The 15,943-nt window shown below is 69.9% G+C and carries 17 protein-coding genes; 3 read left to right on the forward strand and 14 right to left on the reverse strand.

Annotated elements, in window-relative coordinates:
- Positions 1–27 precede the first annotated feature (27 nt).
- From L1785_RS14450 to L1785_RS23250, 14 genes are all read right to left on the reverse strand, one after another.
- A complete protein-coding gene (locus L1785_RS14450) occupies positions 28–1,011 on the reverse strand; it encodes an HNH endonuclease (protein ID WP_236089974.1) in 984 nt (327 codons plus the stop codon).
- 90 nt (positions 1,012–1,101) lie between these two features.
- Entirely contained in the window at positions 1,102–3,018 is a 1,917-nt protein-coding gene (locus L1785_RS14455) for a hypothetical protein (RefSeq protein WP_236089975.1), read from the reverse strand.
- A gap of 438 nt (positions 3,019–3,456) precedes the next feature.
- Complete coding sequence (locus tag L1785_RS14460; RefSeq protein ID WP_236089976.1) at positions 3,457–4,680, reverse strand: tyrosine-type recombinase/integrase; 1,224 nt, start codon at positions 4,678–4,680, stop codon at positions 3,457–3,459.
- Entirely contained in the window at positions 4,670–6,496 is a 1,827-nt protein-coding gene (locus tag L1785_RS14465) for an AICE element replication initiation protein (protein ID WP_236089977.1), read from the reverse strand. The genes L1785_RS14460 and L1785_RS14465 overlap by 11 nt, the downstream gene beginning before the upstream one ends.
- Positions 6,493–6,711: a helix-turn-helix domain-containing protein gene (locus L1785_RS14470; RefSeq protein ID WP_236089978.1), complete on the reverse strand. Its 219-nt coding sequence runs from the start codon at positions 6,709–6,711 to the stop codon at positions 6,493–6,495. The genes L1785_RS14465 and L1785_RS14470 overlap by 4 nt, the downstream gene beginning before the upstream one ends.
- A 16-nt stretch (positions 6,712–6,727) precedes the next feature.
- Positions 6,728–6,931 (reverse strand): hypothetical protein, encoded by a 204-nt coding sequence (locus tag L1785_RS14475; protein WP_236089979.1) that lies wholly within the window; start codon positions 6,929–6,931, stop codon positions 6,728–6,730.
- Entirely contained in the window at positions 6,928–7,374 is a 447-nt protein-coding gene (locus L1785_RS14480) for a hypothetical protein (RefSeq protein WP_236089980.1), read from the reverse strand. The genes L1785_RS14475 and L1785_RS14480 overlap by 4 nt, the downstream gene beginning before the upstream one ends.
- A gap of 16 nt (positions 7,375–7,390) precedes the next feature.
- Positions 7,391–7,669, reverse strand: a complete 279-nt coding sequence (locus L1785_RS14485) for a hypothetical protein (RefSeq protein WP_236089981.1) — start codon at positions 7,667–7,669, stop codon at positions 7,391–7,393.
- A gap of 13 nt (positions 7,670–7,682) precedes the next feature.
- Positions 7,683–8,666 (reverse strand): bifunctional DNA primase/polymerase, encoded by a 984-nt coding sequence (locus L1785_RS14490; RefSeq protein ID WP_236089982.1) that lies wholly within the window; start codon positions 8,664–8,666, stop codon positions 7,683–7,685.
- Positions 8,667–8,924: 258 nt separating this feature from the next.
- Positions 8,925–9,995 (reverse strand): hypothetical protein, encoded by a 1,071-nt coding sequence (locus L1785_RS14495; protein WP_236089983.1) that lies wholly within the window; start codon positions 9,993–9,995, stop codon positions 8,925–8,927.
- A gap of 5 nt (positions 9,996–10,000) precedes the next feature.
- Positions 10,001–12,238, reverse strand: a complete 2,238-nt coding sequence (locus L1785_RS14500) for an FtsK/SpoIIIE domain-containing protein (protein ID WP_236089984.1) — start codon at positions 12,236–12,238, stop codon at positions 10,001–10,003.
- The gene (locus L1785_RS14505; protein WP_236089985.1) at positions 12,238–12,621 is read right to left on the reverse strand and encodes a hypothetical protein; all 384 of its coding nucleotides are present in this window, start codon (positions 12,619–12,621) and stop codon (positions 12,238–12,240) included. The genes L1785_RS14500 and L1785_RS14505 overlap by 1 nt, the downstream gene beginning before the upstream one ends.
- A complete protein-coding gene (locus L1785_RS14510; RefSeq protein WP_236089986.1) occupies positions 12,621–12,827 on the reverse strand; it encodes a hypothetical protein in 207 nt (68 codons plus the stop codon). Before L1785_RS14510 ends, L1785_RS14505 begins: the two co-directional genes overlap by 1 nt.
- A 15-nt stretch (positions 12,828–12,842) precedes the next feature.
- Entirely contained in the window at positions 12,843–13,121 is a 279-nt protein-coding gene (locus tag L1785_RS23250) for a DUF6284 family protein (RefSeq protein WP_236089987.1), read from the reverse strand.
- Between the two features lie 183 nt (positions 13,122–13,304).
- Between L1785_RS23250 and L1785_RS14525 the strand changes: the two genes are divergently transcribed.
- The 3 genes from L1785_RS14525 to L1785_RS14535 all read left to right on the forward strand — a co-directional run bounded on the left by L1785_RS14525 (position 13,305) and on the right by L1785_RS14535 (position 15,913).
- Positions 13,305–14,138 carry a GntR family transcriptional regulator gene (locus L1785_RS14525; RefSeq protein ID WP_268915302.1) on the forward strand — a complete coding sequence of 278 codons (834 nt, stop codon included), beginning with the start codon at positions 13,305–13,307 and terminating at the stop codon, positions 14,136–14,138.
- 11 nt (positions 14,139–14,149) lie between these two features.
- Entirely contained in the window at positions 14,150–14,671 is a 522-nt protein-coding gene (locus L1785_RS14530) for a nucleoside/nucleotide kinase family protein (protein ID WP_236089988.1), read from the forward strand.
- A gap of 177 nt (positions 14,672–14,848) precedes the next feature.
- On the forward strand, positions 14,849–15,913 hold the full coding sequence (locus L1785_RS14535) for a protein kinase domain-containing protein (RefSeq protein WP_236089989.1): 1,065 nt from the start codon (positions 14,849–14,851) through the stop codon (positions 15,911–15,913).
- The last annotated feature ends 30 nt before the right edge of the window (positions 15,914–15,943 follow it).

The following is a 15,943-nucleotide window of genomic DNA, read 5'->3' on the forward strand; positions in this document are numbered from 1 at the left end:
AGGCGTCGCCCCAGCGGAATCCCAGCGCTATCCATCGCCGAACTGCTCTGTGCGCTTCTCTCGGAGCTCGGCCGGCGTGATGATCGGTCGGTGCTTGTGGAGCACGCGATGGCACGTTGGACAGACCAGTGCGAGGTCGTTCAAGGTCGTGACGCTGACGCCGATCTTGTGGAGCGGCACCACGTGGTGGACGTCGATGACACCCTCGACGTCGTACGTTTCAGACGACTCGAAGTCGCAGACCTCGCAGGCGAGGCTGCCCGCCTTCTTGAGAACAGCCTGCTTCTTCCTGGCAACAAGGTTTCGGTCTCGCTCGTAGCGGCGGTGCTCGCGGTAGAGAATCCGACCCTCCGTCGCCCCGTACTCTTCCTCCTCACCGGTGGCCTCGGGGGCATCGTCAGTCGCGCCGTAAGCGCGGATCAGCGCGACGGCCTCCCTGAGCTCGTCTGGTCGGTGTGCCCAGGCTTCCCACACCCGGACGTCCCCAGCACCTCCGTGAGCCATCCCCTGACCTGCATGGGCAGGGTCGATCGATGAGAAGTTGTACAGCTTGAGCGTGACGCCAGACGGGTTGCGGAAGCGATCGTTGGACCGGACCTCGTCAGGGAAGATGCGTAGCGATCGCAGCTCGGCGCTGAGGTCCGCGACGGCCTGCGCAGTGGCCTTGCCGTTGGCCCGTAGGTAGAGGTCGAGCGCCAGCATCAGCTCATCGGTGGACCAGTCGGGCAGGCCTACCGGACGGGTGACCTCGAAGCCGAGTTTGCCGACACGGTTCGCCACAGTGGCGCTGCCGCCAGAGAACATGTCGGCTGTCAGGAGCTCCCCGTGCTGGTACAGGTGGGCGACACCCGTAATGGCCTTTGAGTCGTACATCTTGTCGTCGACGACGATGAAGTAGTCCTTGGCGGGGTCGAATCCGTACCTCTTGAGGAAAGTATCGCGCCCGATCGCATCGAACTCCGCAATCGCCCGGCGCACCGCTTCCGGATCGGTCAGGTCTGCAAGGGCCATACGGGTGACGGTACTAGGGCTTGTGACCGGCAGGTCGGCAGCTATGGGGTCGTGGGTGCGGCCGGGAGGCATGCCGCCCCGCCTGGTCCTCTACAACGAATTGGGCGTCGCGACGGCTTCGGCGGCGAGCCGGGATCGCCAGTACGCGGCAGCGTCCTGACCGGACTGCATCGCGCTGTACTCCTCGGTTCGTTCCGCAAGCACTACGGCCGGTGCGGTGCCCTCGACGTACGACTCGAGGCCGAGCTGTAGCGCGGTGCCGCTCAGGAAGTTGGCGTATTCGCGCACGGACTCAACAACTGCGAAGTTTGCTGGGTTGCCGTGCACGAGAGCGTTCCGCACGCGGCGGCGCCTGGCTTCCAGCACGTCACCTTCATTGGTGTACTCCTGGATCAGCTCGCGGTAAGCAGCGAAGTCGCTCACGCTGTGCAGCATCCGGGCGATCCATGCGCGCTCGGATTCGATTCGGCACATCGAATGCAGATCTGCCGCGCGGTCAGCGACGAGCAGGATCCAAGGGCGCACCGGATTTCTCGCGAGCCATTCGCGAGTCAGTTCGTTGCGGAGCTCCTGTCGCTCGCCGCCGCCGGACAGGCACAGGTGAACGGCCCGCCGCACGTCGGTCAGCCACCGGGCGTGCGGCCAGTGCTGGCCCAGCAGATCGAACGCGTCGTTCGGATCGAGCGCGGCGTGCGCAGCGACGTGCTGCACCACCCGGTCGGCGAGCGGGATCACGCTGCGGAGGTCCGCCTCGGAGGGCTTTCGGAGCGCCATGTCGCGGCTGAACGGGTGGTCGGCGGTGGTTTGGACCTCGAGCGCGGCAGCCAGAAATCGAGGGAGCTCCTCGCGGCTGAGTGCCTCTGCGATCCGCGGTCCGTGCGTCGCGATCGCCTCAGCGGTGAGGTTCGCACCGTAGTGGTCGTCGGGAAAGCCCGTCGCGCGACTGGAAATCATGAGGGTGGAAGAACCCGGGCGGCCGGAGCGCAGGAGGGCGTGCTGGGAGAGGCCCGGGCGGATTCCGCCGGCGTTGTGGATGGAGACGTTCAGGATCGTGTTGACAATGTCGACGGCCCGCGTCACCGCGCCTGCCGCCGTGGTCTCGCCGAGGTCCACGCGAACGAGGAAGTCCACGTCGGACTCTTCGTCGATGCGCTCAGCCACCTTGAACAGGTAGCCGTGCTGCACCAGCTCCCAGAGCTCCGCCTTGTGCTCGAAGTCTTGGCGCCCGGGGCGCGCGTTCGGGACGTGCCAGTGCGCGTCCATGAAGGAAACCCGCCCGGCGCTGAGCTGTGGGAAGGCACGGCCCTCGTAGCCGAGCCACACCACGATCGGCTCGATCTTGGCCGCCGTACTCACGAGCGCGCGGGCGCGCGCGATCCGTTCCTCGAGCGCTACGTCCTTCTGGCCGATCGGGACGTCTTCGGGCTCCCGGCCGAAGGCGACCAAGTCCACAAGGTCGCTAAACGTCGCCTCCGCGCTCAGGCCGCGCCTCCGCAGCTGGTCGAAGAGAAGCTCCGCGATCGGCCGGTACTCCCTGCCCTTCAGGGCACGGTCCCGGGCTGTGGCCACCAGGTCGTCCCAGCTGGCGCCGGCCGCGTCGTCTGCCTCGAGGGCGGTCAAGAGATCTCGTGCGGCGCCGGTCACGTCCGTCCACAACGCATCGGTGCGTGTGCCTGGCGGCTGCGCCAGGACACTGCCTGGGCTACCCGTGAGGTGAGACAAGGCGGCCTGGAACTGGGCGAGAGGTCCCGCGATGCTCGCGCGAAGCGAGGGGCCGACCGCTCCGACCGACTCGTCCACGTCGAGCCACAGCGAAGTGCGGTTCGCGGACTTCTTCCAGGCGTCGACGCCGCTCGCGAGGTCCAGCCACTCGACGATCTCGTCCACGATGACAGTTAGCGGCAGGACGGTACTGACCCCGTGACGGCGGTAGAGGGACGAGACGAGGGACTTCAGCCACTCGGGATCGTCATCCGACCAGTGGTCGCTGACGTTGTACTCGGTCATCATTGGCGGGTTCCGATCGCGCGGGCATGGCCATGGTCACGACGATGACGTGGCTCTCACAACTGCGGTCACCAGGGTAGTCATCACTGCAGGTCACAGACCACTTCCGAAACAGGCCCGAGGAGGGGCGGGCGAGCCGGGCCAACATGCACCGTCGGAGCAGAGTCGGACAACGATGTGGTGTCGGACGTGCCAACCCGCGACACGCCGACGACGAGCTCGGCGGTCCATTGTCGAACACGCATGTTCGAGAACGTGCCAAGACTTCAAAAAGAAGCCGCGTCGCCTACGGGTGTGCGCCGCGAGCTGAGGGACGCGCGTACGCCGTGGTGATTGCCGGCGGTCCGCCGTGCCAGCATTTCTGAAGGTCGGGCAGCGGCGATGTGAAGGGGCGGGGGCTGGCCCCCGCCCCCTTCCGTTGGCGCTCACTTCCGGTGATTAGCCGAGGTGTGCCGGTGTCTCGCCGAACCGTTCCAGGATCGCCCGGTGGTCCGGCCCGAGGTCGGGCGTGGCAACGTAGTGCTTGGCAGTGATCGCGGTCCGCGTGTGCCCGAGCTGAGCGGCTGCGGCTTCGATGTCGGCGCCACGCTCGACGGCGGTCCCGACACTCTTGCGGAATGTGTGCGGCGTGATCCAGCTCCATTCGGCGTGATGCACGCGGAACGTGCGCCACTGGCGATCGACGGTGGACACCTCCCGTAGCCCAGCGCGCACCGAGGGAAAGACGAGCCCGAGTTCGCCCGGCGGCACCTCGGCTGCACGGCGTTCGAGCATCGTCACGGCGAACTCGGGGATGAGGTGTCCTCGGGCCTTCTTGCCCTTGGTCGTGTCCTGCCGGAACAGGCCCACACGCTCCTCACGAACGACCGTCCCGGTCAGGTAGACCACGTGCTTGTCGAGGTCGACGTCTACCCAGCGCAGCGCGAGGGCTTCGCCGATGCGGCAGCCGGTGGCGAGCATGACGTCGACCAAGTCGCCGAGGTCCTGCGCCCTCGCCTTGGCGTCGGACAAGAGGGCGGCGCGCAGCGTGACGACATCTTCGACCGATAGTGCCTGCACGTCCTTGGAAGCGGTGGCCGGTACCGGGGTTACCGAGGTCGCGGGGTTCGCCGTGATGGCGTCCTCGCGAACGGCGACGTCGAACATGCTCTTCAAGCAACTGAGCGCGATTCGCGCTGTCGCTTGGTGCTTCTCGACCTCACCGGCAACCCATGCCTCCAAGCGCGAGACGGTGCACTCGCGCAGCAGCAGCCCGCCGAGTCCGGGGATGACGTACTGCTCGGTGGTGTACCGGTAGCGCTGCTTTGTGTTCACGGCTCGCTTGCTCGGATCGACCTTCGTCCGGAGCCAATAGTCGGCGAGGACTTCGAGACGCGTGTCCGCAGTGATCGTGTCCGAGGCAGCGCGCTTGCGGGCGGTGAGCTCGTCACGCAGGCGGCGTTCGGCCTCGGCACCAGTGGCGCCCCATGCCTCGACAGGTCGGGTGCGTCCGTCGTTGTCCCGGAACCGGCAGCGGGCGGCCCAGCGGATCGACCTCAGGGGCACGAGCTCCCCGCCGGGCGTGTACCAGCTCTTGCCCTCACCGACGAGCTGCACGCGACCCAGGTAAGGGGTGCGGTTGATGTTCCCGTGGGATCCCACGGGCAGCGGCTTACGCGACATGGTGTGCAACCTCCAGGGTGGTGAGGGTGTGGTTCGGGCGGCACCGGGCCGTGTAGCCCGGGCCGGTCAGGGGCTCGCCGCAGTCGGGGCAGGGGGCGTCCTGAGATGAGGGGGAAGCGACACCCGCAACACCCGCAACACCCGCAACGTGGGGTCTGACCTGCGGGAACGCCTGCGGGTGTCGGTGCGGGTGTTCGCGGGTGTGCGGGTGTTTGACACCCGCGCCCCGCGCAACACCCGCGGGTACACCTGCACCGTTTCCGGAGAATTCGCCCTGGTCAGCGGCGTGGTTGCGGGTGTGCGGGTGTTGCGGGTGTTCCTCCCCGGTCATCTCAGGTGGGACCAGCCGCCAGACGGCGACCTTCTGCCGAGTACGACCGGGGAGGTCGTCCACGACCCAGCCCGCGGACCGCAGCGCGGGTGCGTTGCGCTTCAGGACACCGGCGGCAGCCCGGGAGTTGCGCGGCCAGGTTCGCGGCAGGGCGCCGTCGGGCTGGACGATGCCCAGCAGCTCGGCGGCGGTGCCCTGCCAATGGGTCGTGACGTGCTCGGTGATGGCGGCGAGGAACGGGTCCGACGTGACCGCGTCGGCGGCCATGCTGTTGGCCTGGTCCTGGTAGGCGGCCAGGCTGTTGGTGCCGTGCACCTGGTCCAGCGCTGCCAGCACCATCGCGAAGTCGGCCATGCGAGGCATGGCGTCCAACCGCACCGACCGGATGCGGGCCTTGCCCACGGCGACCTGTGACAGCAGCGCGCCGAACACGCGCGGCCACGCGGCCTCCCACGCGGTCATGAGCTGGGACTCGGGGCGGCGCCGGTCCTCGGTGATCCGGTCGAGGTTGACCACGATGGACCGGTCCGCGAGGTCCGGCGCCATCGCGCCGACGTCGATGCCGTTCATCACGAGCACGCGGCGGAACGAGAACACGGCAAGCCCGTCGTCGCTGTAGAGCTGGCGGCGCACGTCGCCGTCACCGGTCACGGCCCGGCACAGCGAGTCCGACAGCCACGCGGGGATGGTGGACATGTTGTCCAGCCCGACGACCCAGGAGCCCTGGGCGGCGGTCACCCACGCCTCGACGTCCTTGGGCGGCTTGCGCACCGACACCGGGGACGGGTCCACGAGCTGAACCAGGTTCCGGGTCGCCGAGCTCTTGCCGGTGCCCTGCTCCCCGAGCAGGGCGAGCATCGGGTGCGGGATGCGCGCCCACCCGAGGGCCGCCACGAGCCAGCCCAGCACGAGCGGCCGGTCCGACGGAGTGACGTTCAGCAGCTCCCACAGCTCGTCCAGGCTCCCGCCCGGTTCCGGAGTCGGCAGCGCCGCGGTCAGGACGCTCCGGCGGAAGAGCACCGGGCACTCGGCCACGACCTCCCAGCCGCGTGCGTCCACGCGGACCACGCGCTCGGTGGTGTCGCCCAGGTCGATCCAGGTTGCGCCGTCGTGCTCGGCGACGCGGACATGCACTGCCTCGGGCTCGCACTCGGCGGCGGTGCCCTCCAGGACGAGCAGCGCGTCCGCGAGGGCCTGCCCACCAGCGATTGCGCCGGTGTGCTGCCGGTAGGCCTTGGCGAGCTCGGCGCGCAGCGAGCCCTTGCCGCGCAGCATCCGCACCACGTTCCCGCCCGTGCGGGGCACCGCGTAGGGCTCCCCGTCCGGGGTGCAGCCGAGGTCGTAGCGCTCCAACGCCAGGTCCACCAGGATCGCGGCGGCAGACTTCCGCTCGGCCGAAGCCTCGCCCGCCGCGGTCTCTGCCGGGGCCGTGCCCTCGGCCGGAGCTTGGTCGGTGACCTTCTCGTCCTTGCGGGGGGCGCTCATGCTGCGCTCCGGCCGAACTGCTCATCGATCCACGCCTCGACGTCGGCGAGGCGGTAGCGCAGGTGGCGGCCGATCTTGACCCCGGGCGGGGTCGGGCGTCCGGCGGAGCGCTGCCCGTACAGGGTCCGCACCGGGATGCGGAGCATGTCGGCCACCTCCTGCGGCGTGAGCAGCACGGGGACAGCGCGGACGGGCCGGATGGTCTGTGCGGTCATGGCGTGTTCCTCCAGTTCAGGCGTTGGGGCTCGTGGTCATGTGCGACGGGCGGAGCTGGAACCGGCCGAAGCGGCCCGACGTCGCCCGGGCGGGTGCGCACGTCGTGCACAGGCCCTTGCCCCGGTAGAGCCGGGACTCGGCGGGTCGGTCGTCGGCGCGGGTGCCGGCGGAGTGCACGGGATACCCGCAGCCGGTGCAGTGCGTGGGCCGTGTGGTCATCGCTGGTCCCCCTCGACGTCGTCGGCCTCGGAGCGGTCGGCGGCCTCGCGCTTCTCGGCCTCGGTGCGGTCGTCCAGCGGTCGGCCGTCGTAGCCCTCGCCATAGACCCGGCCCGGGGCGTCGTCGGGCAGGACCCGCACCACGGGGACGGTGAGGATGCGGGCGCGAACGGCCGTGGCGAGGTGGTGGCCGAGGCGCTCGGCGACGTCGCGCCAGGACTCGCCCGGCCCGGGCGTGACGTCCCGGGCCGGGATGGCGTGCAGCTCGACGGCGAGCACGCGGGCGAGGTGGTCCAGGTCCAGGGCGGCGTCCAGGGCGCGCAGGGCGACGGTGCGCCAGTAGGCGCGGCGGGCCGGGGAGCGCCGCTCCCACGGGATGGCGGAGTCCGGGCGGGTGTAGGCGGCGCGGGCCGCGCGCTCCAGCGGCGTCAGGTCGGTGCTCATGGCTGTCTCCTGCGGGTCAGAGCGGGCGGATGGTGTAGTGGGCGGGGCCGTACCCGCAGGCCGGGCAGGCGCCGTCAAACTCGGCCGGTGCCTCGGCGCACCAGGCGCACGCCCTCTCGTGGGTGTCGTGCCCGCAGCCGGGGCAGTAGGTGTGCACCGTCCGGGTGGCGGGCGCTCCGCACGGGTCCTCGAGGTGGTAGATCCCGTCGGCGAGGTCGGCGTCCCACACGTCCCAGACCATGAGCCGCACCTCGCAGGTGCCCGGGGCGGTGGTGCGCGGGGTGGTGGTGTGCATGGTGGTTCTCCTCTCAGGCAGCCCGGCGGGCGGTGATCGTGCGGGGGGTGCGGGCGCCGCGGCGCAGCCCGGACCGGACGGTCGCGAGGGCTTCGGCGTCGGTGAACGCCCGGGCGGTGACGTGCCCGGCGGCGGCGTCGAGGAGGGCGTTCGTGGCGGTGTGCTCGGTCAGCGCGCCCCCGCCAACGAGCTGCCCGAGCGCGACGGCGGCGATGAACAGCGAGTGATTCCGGGTGCCCTCGGTCGCCTCCCGCACGCGGGCGGTCTCCCCCTCGACGGCGGCCCGGACGTACCCGGTGACGCGGTCGAGGTCGGCCGGGACGGTGCGCGCTGTGCGGCTTCCGGGGTCGGGCATCGTCGGGCCGGTGAGCAGATCGGTCAGCCATCCGGGCAGGGGTGCGGGGGCGGCGTAGCTGACGACGTCGTAGACGCCGGTGTTGGTCCGGGTCGGCGGGGCGACGACGTAGCCGCCGGTCGCGCGGGTGTCGATCAGCCAGCCGAGGCGCCCGGCGGTGTTGCCCAACTCGATGCCGTCCGGACGGGTGTAGTACCGGTGGATGCCTCCGGACGGGGTCCGGACGGTCCAGGTGTCCGGCAGGGGCTCGTGATCAGCGACGAGGGCGGACAGCACGTCCTCGCCCGACGTCGCGCGGCCGGTCCACTCGGCGGGGGTGCGGGCGCCGGGCTTGGGGGTGTCGGTGTCGATCACCAGCAGCCCGGACGGGCCGGTCGCGATCCCGATGCCGTAGGGACGGCTGGACCAGGCGCGGGTGATCCGGCCCTGGTCGGTCGTGGCGCGCTGCTGCCAGCCGGTGTGCCCGTTGCGGCACCACCAGTCGGTGCGGCGGTCGCACTCGTGCTCGGGGTGCCGCGGTGCGGCGGGGCGCTTCCCGCCGGGGATGAGGGGGAACAGGTGCCAGTTGCGGGCGGCGTACTCCAGGGCGGAGGCGAGCAGCGCGCCGTTCGGCGTCGAGCTCGCGCGGTTCGTGGTGGTCATGTCGAGCGTCCCTCCGTGCTGGTCCAGCTCTGTTTTGGGCATGGCTCACGCAGGGGGCATGGCTAGCGCTAGCGCGCGGACCGGTCCCTGAGCGGGCGGGTAGACGGGGTTTGCGGGGCTGCGGTGGCGGGTCGCTAACCCGCTAGATCGGCGGTATCTGGCGGTTTCCCGGGCTAGCGGGAGTGCTAGGGCTAGCGGCCGGGGGCCTAGCCCCCGCCCGGCCTGCGGCGGCCGGGCGGGGCAGCGCGGGTGCTACCGCTACGCCCCGGCGCGGACGGTCTCCAGGTCGCGGCGGGCGGTGCGGTCGGTGACGTCGTGCCCGGCAGCGGTGAGAGCTGCGAGGGCGGCGGCGGAGTCGGCGGCGGGGTCCTCGGCAACGAGGGCGGAGACAATGGCCAGGCGAGCGGCCTTGTCGGCGTTGGCGGGTCCGGCGGGGCGGACGGACCGGCGGACGGTGCGGGGCTTATCGGTCCGGACAGCCGGGCCGACGGTCGCCCGGACAACGGGGCGGGTCTGTCCGGCGGCGGACACCGGGGCGGACAGGGACCCGGACACGAGGGCGGACAGGTCGGCGGACACGGGGGCGGACAGGTGGCGGGTGTCCGGGACGGACAGCCCGGACATGGGGGCGGTCAGGATGCGGGCCAGGCGGGCGGTGTCCTCGGTGAACAGGGACGCGGTGTCCGCAGTGCCCTCCCCCACGGCCCGCATGGAGTCCAGCCAGGCGGTGACTGTGGCGCGCATCTGGTCGGGCGGGACGGTGCGCAGCGCGACGGCGCGGGCGCGGCGGCGGGCGGCTTCGGCGCGGGCGATGCGGCGGCGGGCGGTGTGCGTGCCGTCGTCGGCGGCCTGGGCGCGGTAGAGGTCTTCGGTGGCGAGAAACAGGGCGTGCATCCGGCCTCCGGCGCGGACCTGGGTCCAGGTGCGGCCGGTGGCGAGGTGGCGGTCTCCGATGAGGGCGAGGTGCCACATCAGGGCGGCCAGGAGCGGGACGAGGAACCGGAAGAACGCGGCTCCGGCCTCGTGGCCGATGTAGAGCTCGTGCCAGGCGGCGAACCCGCCGGACGCGGAGGACAGGACCCAGGTGAGGGTGAGCAGGGTTCCGCCGGGGCGGTTGTCCCGGGCGGCCTCGCGGGCCAGGAGGGCCACGGTGATGAGGGACAGCTCGAACACGCCTGCGGTGGTGAACGCGACCGCGGGGCTCATGCCGAGCACGTCCAGGCCGAACGCGACCATGGCGAGGTAGGCGGAGCCGGTTGAGATGAGGGCGACGGACACGGCACCGGCCAGGACGAGGCGGCGGGAGCCGGGGGCGGGGGTGGTGGTCATGGTGGTCAGTCCTCCTTGTCGTCGTGCGGGGTGTCGATGGTGTTGCCGAGGGCGGCCAGGACGTCGTTGCGGGCGATGGCGCGCTTGTTGACCTGGCGGCCGTCTACGACGCGGTTGTGCTGCACGGCGCGGATGCCGTAGGGCTTGAGCGCGGTGGTGACGTTCTGGGCGGTCCATCCGGCGTAGACGCCGGGCAGGTGCTCTGTGAGGCGGGCGGCGAGCTCGTCGGCCCAGACCTTGGGCTCGGTGCCGGGCCAGGCCGCGATCAGGTGGTCGAGCACGGACGACAGGTCCAGGTCGGCGGGGGTTTCGCCTGCGGCCATGCCGGTCAGGCGCCCGGCGGCGGCCCGGGCGACACGCGCGCGGGCGGCGATGGCGGCGGCGCCGTCGGCGTCCACGTAGCTCGTGCGGACGATGACGGGGTCGTCACCCTCACCGGCGAGCCACGCGGTGCCCAGGTCCGAGCGGGAGAACATCGTTGCCCGGATGCCGGTGGAGTAGGCGCCGGTGCCCAGGACCATGTCGTTGGCGGTGTGGTCGGAGACCTTCAGGCACAGCCGCAGGATCGCGTTGGCCTTGATCCCCACGGGGATGGACTTGGCGTCCGGGCGCTGGGTGGCGCACCAGACCATGATTCCGGCGGCGGGACCGCGCTTGACCAGGTCGGTGACGAGGTCGGAGATCGCCGAGCCGTGGTCGGGGTGCTCGAACGCGATCTGCGTTTCGTCGATCGCCAGGAAGATCGGGTGCAACGCGAGCTCACGGCGGCCCGCGAGCTCGTCGGTCACCTTGGACTCGGGGCAGACCTCGCGCGGCAGGCCGCGCAGCACCTTGTACCGGCGGCGCATCTCGGCCACCAGGGCCTTGAGGTCGGCCAGGATGAACGCGATGTCTTCGGGCTCGTCCCCGGCCCGGAACGCGTGCGCGACGTCGGCCAGCGGCAGGTGGTCCGCGCCGCCCTTCATGTCGAAGACGTGCAGCTCGACGCGGGGGTCCAGGGCGGCGGCGAGCTCGATCAGGCGCAGGCTGAACGTCTTGCCCATGCGGGGCACCGCGCCCACGACACCGGATGCGTACATCAGGGTCGTGGTGACCTTCCGGCCGCGGTGGTCCACGCCCAGCGGGATGGGCGTGAACACGTTCGTGCGGCCCGCCTTGACCAGCGGCCACGGCGCGGGGCGGGCCTTGGACAGCGGGCGGTCCCCGACCCACAGCACCAGGCGCCCGGCGTGCGCCTCGGGGTCACGCTCTGGCCAGACCTGCGACTCGTGCCGCTGCAGACCCGATGCGAGCTTCTCGCGGCGGTCCATGACCTCGGCGGCCGTGGCGCCGGCGGGCAGGTCGATGTCCGCGCGGAACCCGGCACCGTCACGCACCAGCGCCAGGAACCGGATGGCCTTGGGGTCCTTGCCCGCGGGGCCGTTGATCGAGGACAGGCCCAACGAGGTCAGCGCGGCGGCGATCAGGTCAGCGGTCAGGCGCGGGGCCTCGGCCTTGTCCATCGCCCGGGATGTGATCCGCCCGTCCTTGGCCCGCCCGACCAGGCCCAGCACGCCGAGCGAGGCGGCCACGGCGATGGCCTGCGTCATGGGGTCGGCCTGAGCCGCGACCACGCCGCCCGACGCGAGGACGGCCAGCCCGGACCCTGCAACGAACGCGCGGCCGCGAGCCTGGTTGCGGCGCTCCTCGCGAATCCTCAGGTAGCCCTCGGCGGTCACGCCCGAGGTGAGCAGCGCGCGGCGGGCGTCGCGGTGCTCGGAGTCGGCGACCCACCGCCACACGGCGGCGGTGATCCGGGCCGCGCCCCACGGTGAGCGAGCCGCGACCCGCAGCGCGTACAGCGGCAGGCGCACGCCGTGGAACGCGCCAGCCTTGCCGTAGTACCGGCAGGCCCACGACGTCGAACCCACCAGCGCCGAACGCGACGTTAGCCAGTCCGGCAGTACCGCGCGCTCGAACGCCTCGCCCCGGCGCGGACCACGGCGCCCGTCGTGGTCGCGGTGCTCGATCACCCGCGGCACCCGGCGCGCCGGGACGTCCTCGACCCGCTCGGGGTCGATGACCTCCCCGTCGAGCGCGTCGAGGGCGGCGAGCTCGTGACCGAGCGCGTCGAGGTCATTACCGTGCTGGACCAGCGCGGCGCCCTGGTTCAGCCCCCGGGCCTCGACCTCGCGGCCGGGCTCGTCCTCGGTGCCGTACACGATCGCGTACAGCTCGCCGTCGTCCGGCGTGCGGTTCTCCATCAGGCAGCCCTCCCAGCGTTCTCGTCGTGCACGGGTGCGGTGCTCTCCCACTCGGCCAGCCACGCCGCCGGGACGTCCACGGCGGCGTCGGCGGGCCACTCCGTGCGGGCGGCCAGCCACTCACGCTCAAACCGCTCCAGGGACGGGCGACCCACGGTCTCGAAGTGCTCGACCAGCTCACGCGAGCCGTACGCCTCCACACGGGCGTACGGCCCGGTCATCAGCGAGAACGAGTCGATACCGGCGGCCCTGCCGCGACGGTTGAGCAGACACGCGTTCGTCACCTCCTCGGCGGCCTCATAGGCGGCCTGGACGACCAGGTCGAACTCAGCGCGCATCGCCACCCACTGCCGGGCGGCCTCATCGAAGATCGGCGAACCCATCAGGCACCCGCCACCGACGCGACACCCGAGACCAGACCGTTCAGCAGCGACTGGAACGCGTCCAACACCGGAGCGCCGAACGACGTCGCGGCCAGCGACAGGCCGAACAGGATGCCAAGGATCAGCGAGCCGTTGGACAGCTTCTTCAGCCAGACACCAACGACGACCGCGACGAGCAGGACAAAGAACAGCGACATGGTGACCATCGAGACCAACTCCTTTCAGGCAGCGACCGACGCCACGGCAGCGACGGTCATGGAACGGGAACCGGCGCCCGCCACACGGCGGACCTTCTCGACCGCCACACGGGCGGCCCGGGTGGTGCGAGTGCGGGCGGTGGCCTCCAGGGCCTTCACCGCACGACGGTGCGCCCGGACCGCAAGAGCGTCCGACGAAAGGGCAAGGCGGCACTCCGCCTCGACAACGGCCAACTCGGCCTCGATGACCGGCCACTCGGACGCGATGGCGTCCAGTTCGCGGCGGGACGGTTCGGTACTCACTGTGGGCCTCCTCACAGGCTCGGCTGACCCACATCTAACAACTGGTCTGCTGACCGTGTCAACTGTTAGGTGTGACGAGTCTGGACTTGGCGCGGTTCCGCCTGTCGGTGGATGATCAACTGTTAGGCGGTTGTTAGGCCCTCGACCGTCCAACTGATAGCCCAAACCCAGGAGGCGCACCGCATGGCGAGCCACGACGACATCGACGGCAAGAAGGCCCGCGTCGCGCGGACCATCCGCAACGACATCGAGGCCGGGGTGCTCCGCGACGGGGAAGCGCTGCCCTCCACGCGGGCCCTCGCTGAGCAGATGGACGTCAGCGTCTTCACGATCAACGAGGCCATGAAGCTGCTGTCCGCTGAGGGACTGATCGAGAACCAGTCCCGCTCTCGTCGCGTCGTGCGCAGCGGCGTCGTCCGCCCGGCAGCGCGCACAGGGCGACCGCCTCACGCCTTCCTCGTTGGTGGCTACGCCGGCAGTGGCAAGTCCGAGTTCGGGCGCGTCCTGTCGCGCCTGACTGGAGCGCCGATCATCGACAAGGACACGATCACCAGGCCCGTAGTGGAAACCGCCCTGGAGGTCATGGGCTTACCGCCGCACGACCGAGACTCTGAGGTCTACCTCGAGCGCGTTCGCCCGCGGGAGTACGAGGCGCTGATCGACGCAACCCTGGAGAACGCCGAGGTCGGGGTTGGACCCATCGTCACAGCACCGTTCGTCAGGGAGTTCGGCGACAAGGCGTGGATCGAGCGCGTGACCACGCAGCTCCGCACCCGTGGCGTAGGTGTCACGTTGGTCTGGGTGGATTGCGACGTCGAGACGATGCACACCTACCTGCGCCGCCGCGGTGCCGCAAGGGACTCGATCAAGCTCGGCGACTGGGACGGCTACCTCTCGAAGATCAACGTCGACTTTCGGCCCAAGGCTGAGCACCTGGTCATCAACAACTCGGCCTCCAGCGAGCCGCTGCAGGCGCAGGCCATGCGACTGCTCGCCAACGTCGTCGAGCACGCATGACAGGCGGCTCCGTGGGCGTGATCCTCTACGGCCCGCCCGCCGCCGGGAAGGACACCATCGAGCGGGCGCTCACGAAGCTCTCGGACAGGTTCCAGCACTACGCGCGGATCAAGGTCGGGTCGGGTCGGCGAGAGGGCTACAGACTCACCAGCGCGGAGGAGCTGGACCAACTGCGGGTTGCGGGGCACGTGATCTGGGAGAACCGGGCGTACGGAGCTGTCTACGCCATCGATGGGCCGTCCCTCCGGTCGGCTCTTGCCGACGGGTCACCGGTGGTACATGTCGGCCAACCGGCCGCTGTCGAGGCAATCCAACGCGCCGCTGGTCCGGCGTGGGTTGTCGTTGACCTGTGGTGCCCTCGCGAGACGACGGCGGAACGCCTCACAGGCCGAGGAGCGAAGGACGTCCAGGAGCGGTTGAGGGTGTGGGACAACACGCCTCGCCTCCTCGGCGCGGACCTTGCAATCAACACGGGTCGGTTCGCGCCCGAAACGGCCGCAGCACTGATCGCCATGGCCGTTCGCGGCGCGTAGCGTTGGCCGAGTGCGCCCCGCGCCCGATCGACTGTCCCTCCCGTGACGCGCTGGGAGTCGCGCGCAGGCCCGAGTACGGGTGAATCGTCGCCCCAGATCCGTGGCATCAGTGCCGTTCGCGGGTACCGTACCGAGGACGTGCTGCACGCTCGGACCGGGCCATCTAATGAAGGAACCATGAGCACACCAATTGCGCCGCTTCCTAGTGCGATCGTCGGACTCCAATTGAACGATGGCTGGCGAATCGACTCAGAAGTCGTGATGACTGCTGCACAGACCGGCGGAAATTTCTCACTCTCATACAAGGGTTCTGACGCACAGGGCCGCCAAGGATTTATTAAAGTACTGAACTACGAATATGCGCTCTCAACCCCCGACCCACCGGCGACCATGCAGGCGATGACGGAGGCTTATACCTTTGAGCGTCAACTCGTGGAGCGATGCAGTGCCGGGCGTCTAAGCAAGATCGTAAGGGCCTATTCGCACGGATCTGTGTATACGGCCGCGTGGGGGTTTGTGCCGGTATCGTACATCGTCTTCGAGCTTGCCGAATCCGATGTGCGGAAGGCGCTGGATCTCTCACAGAGTCTCGATCTTGTGGTCAAATTGCGACTCGCGCACAATGCGGCAACAGGGGCGGCGCAGCTCCATGGCATCGGTGTAGCGCACCAGGACATTAAGCCGAGCAATCTTCTTGTTTTTGGAAGCAATTCGCCAAATGCAAATGACTCGAAGCTCGCGGATCTCGGCAGGGCAAGTGACCGAAACGTGGCGGCCTGGCACGATTCCCTTACGATCGCAGGAGACCCGGCATACGCGCCGCCGGAGCAACTGTATCGCGAGGCCCACGACTCGTTTGAAAAGCGACGTTTGGCGTGCGACATCTACCAGGTTGGCAACCTCGCCTCTTTCATCCTCACGGGTGTCTCGTTCAACGCGCGCCTCCATGCCCTCCTGCACCCCGTCCACAATTGGCACAACTGGCAAGGCGATTACGACGAGGTTCTACCGTACGTGCAAGCCGCACATGCCACAGCCGTCCAGCAGATAGAGGCCGAGATTGGAGGCCCCCTCGCGGGAAGAATTGCTTCGCTGATATCCAATCTCACCGACCCTGATATTGAGAATCGGGGCCATCCCGAGTCAAGGCGCAGGGGCGAGCCGTACGCCATGAATCGGATCGTTTCCGAGTTCGACCTGCTGTCCCGTCGTGCCGAACTGCTCGTAAAGGCGAACTGGTAATGGGCGTGCTCCTCCGTGTGTCCGAAGACC

It is taken from the genome of Antribacter soli (assembly GCF_021568775.1).
Lineage (GTDB): Bacteria > Actinomycetota > Actinomycetes > Actinomycetales > Cellulomonadaceae > Antribacter > Antribacter soli.

What these genes read in the sequence shown, in the direction of transcription:
- L1785_RS14450 (WP_236089974.1), bottom strand. Translation starts at nt 1,011, where the DNA reads ATGGCCCTTGCAGACCTGACCGATCCGGAAGCGGTGCGCCGGGCGATT.
- L1785_RS14455 (WP_236089975.1), bottom strand. Translation starts at nt 3,018, where the DNA reads ATGACCGAGTACAACGTCAGCGACCACTGGTCGGATGACGATCCCGAG.
- L1785_RS14460 (WP_236089976.1), bottom strand. Translation starts at nt 4,680, where the DNA reads ATGTCGCGTAAGCCGCTGCCCGTGGGATCCCACGGGAACATCAACCGC.
- L1785_RS14465 (WP_236089977.1), bottom strand. Translation starts at nt 6,496, where the DNA reads ATGAGCGCCCCCCGCAAGGACGAGAAGGTCACCGACCAAGCTCCGGCC.
- L1785_RS14470 (WP_236089978.1), bottom strand. Translation starts at nt 6,711, where the DNA reads ATGACCGCACAGACCATCCGGCCCGTCCGCGCTGTCCCCGTGCTGCTC.
- L1785_RS14475 (WP_236089979.1), bottom strand. Translation starts at nt 6,931, where the DNA reads ATGACCACACGGCCCACGCACTGCACCGGCTGCGGGTATCCCGTGCAC.
- L1785_RS14480 (WP_236089980.1), bottom strand. Translation starts at nt 7,374, where the DNA reads ATGAGCACCGACCTGACGCCGCTGGAGCGCGCGGCCCGCGCCGCCTAC.
- L1785_RS14485 (WP_236089981.1), bottom strand. Translation starts at nt 7,669, where the DNA reads ATGCACACCACCACCCCGCGCACCACCGCCCCGGGCACCTGCGAGGTG.
- L1785_RS14490 (WP_236089982.1), bottom strand. Translation starts at nt 8,666, where the DNA reads ATGACCACCACGAACCGCGCGAGCTCGACGCCGAACGGCGCGCTGCTC.
- L1785_RS14495 (WP_236089983.1), bottom strand. Translation starts at nt 9,995, where the DNA reads ATGACCACCACCCCCGCCCCCGGCTCCCGCCGCCTCGTCCTGGCCGGT.
- L1785_RS14500 (WP_236089984.1), bottom strand. Translation starts at nt 12,238, where the DNA reads ATGGAGAACCGCACGCCGGACGACGGCGAGCTGTACGCGATCGTGTAC.
- L1785_RS14505 (WP_236089985.1), bottom strand. Translation starts at nt 12,621, where the DNA reads ATGGGTTCGCCGATCTTCGATGAGGCCGCCCGGCAGTGGGTGGCGATG.
- L1785_RS14510 (WP_236089986.1), bottom strand. Translation starts at nt 12,827, where the DNA reads ATGGTCACCATGTCGCTGTTCTTTGTCCTGCTCGTCGCGGTCGTCGTT.
- L1785_RS14525 (WP_268915302.1), top strand. Translation starts at nt 13,305, where the DNA reads ATGGCGAGCCACGACGACATCGACGGCAAGAAGGCCCGCGTCGCGCGG.
- L1785_RS14535 (WP_236089989.1), top strand. Translation starts at nt 14,849, where the DNA reads ATGAGCACACCAATTGCGCCGCTTCCTAGTGCGATCGTCGGACTCCAA.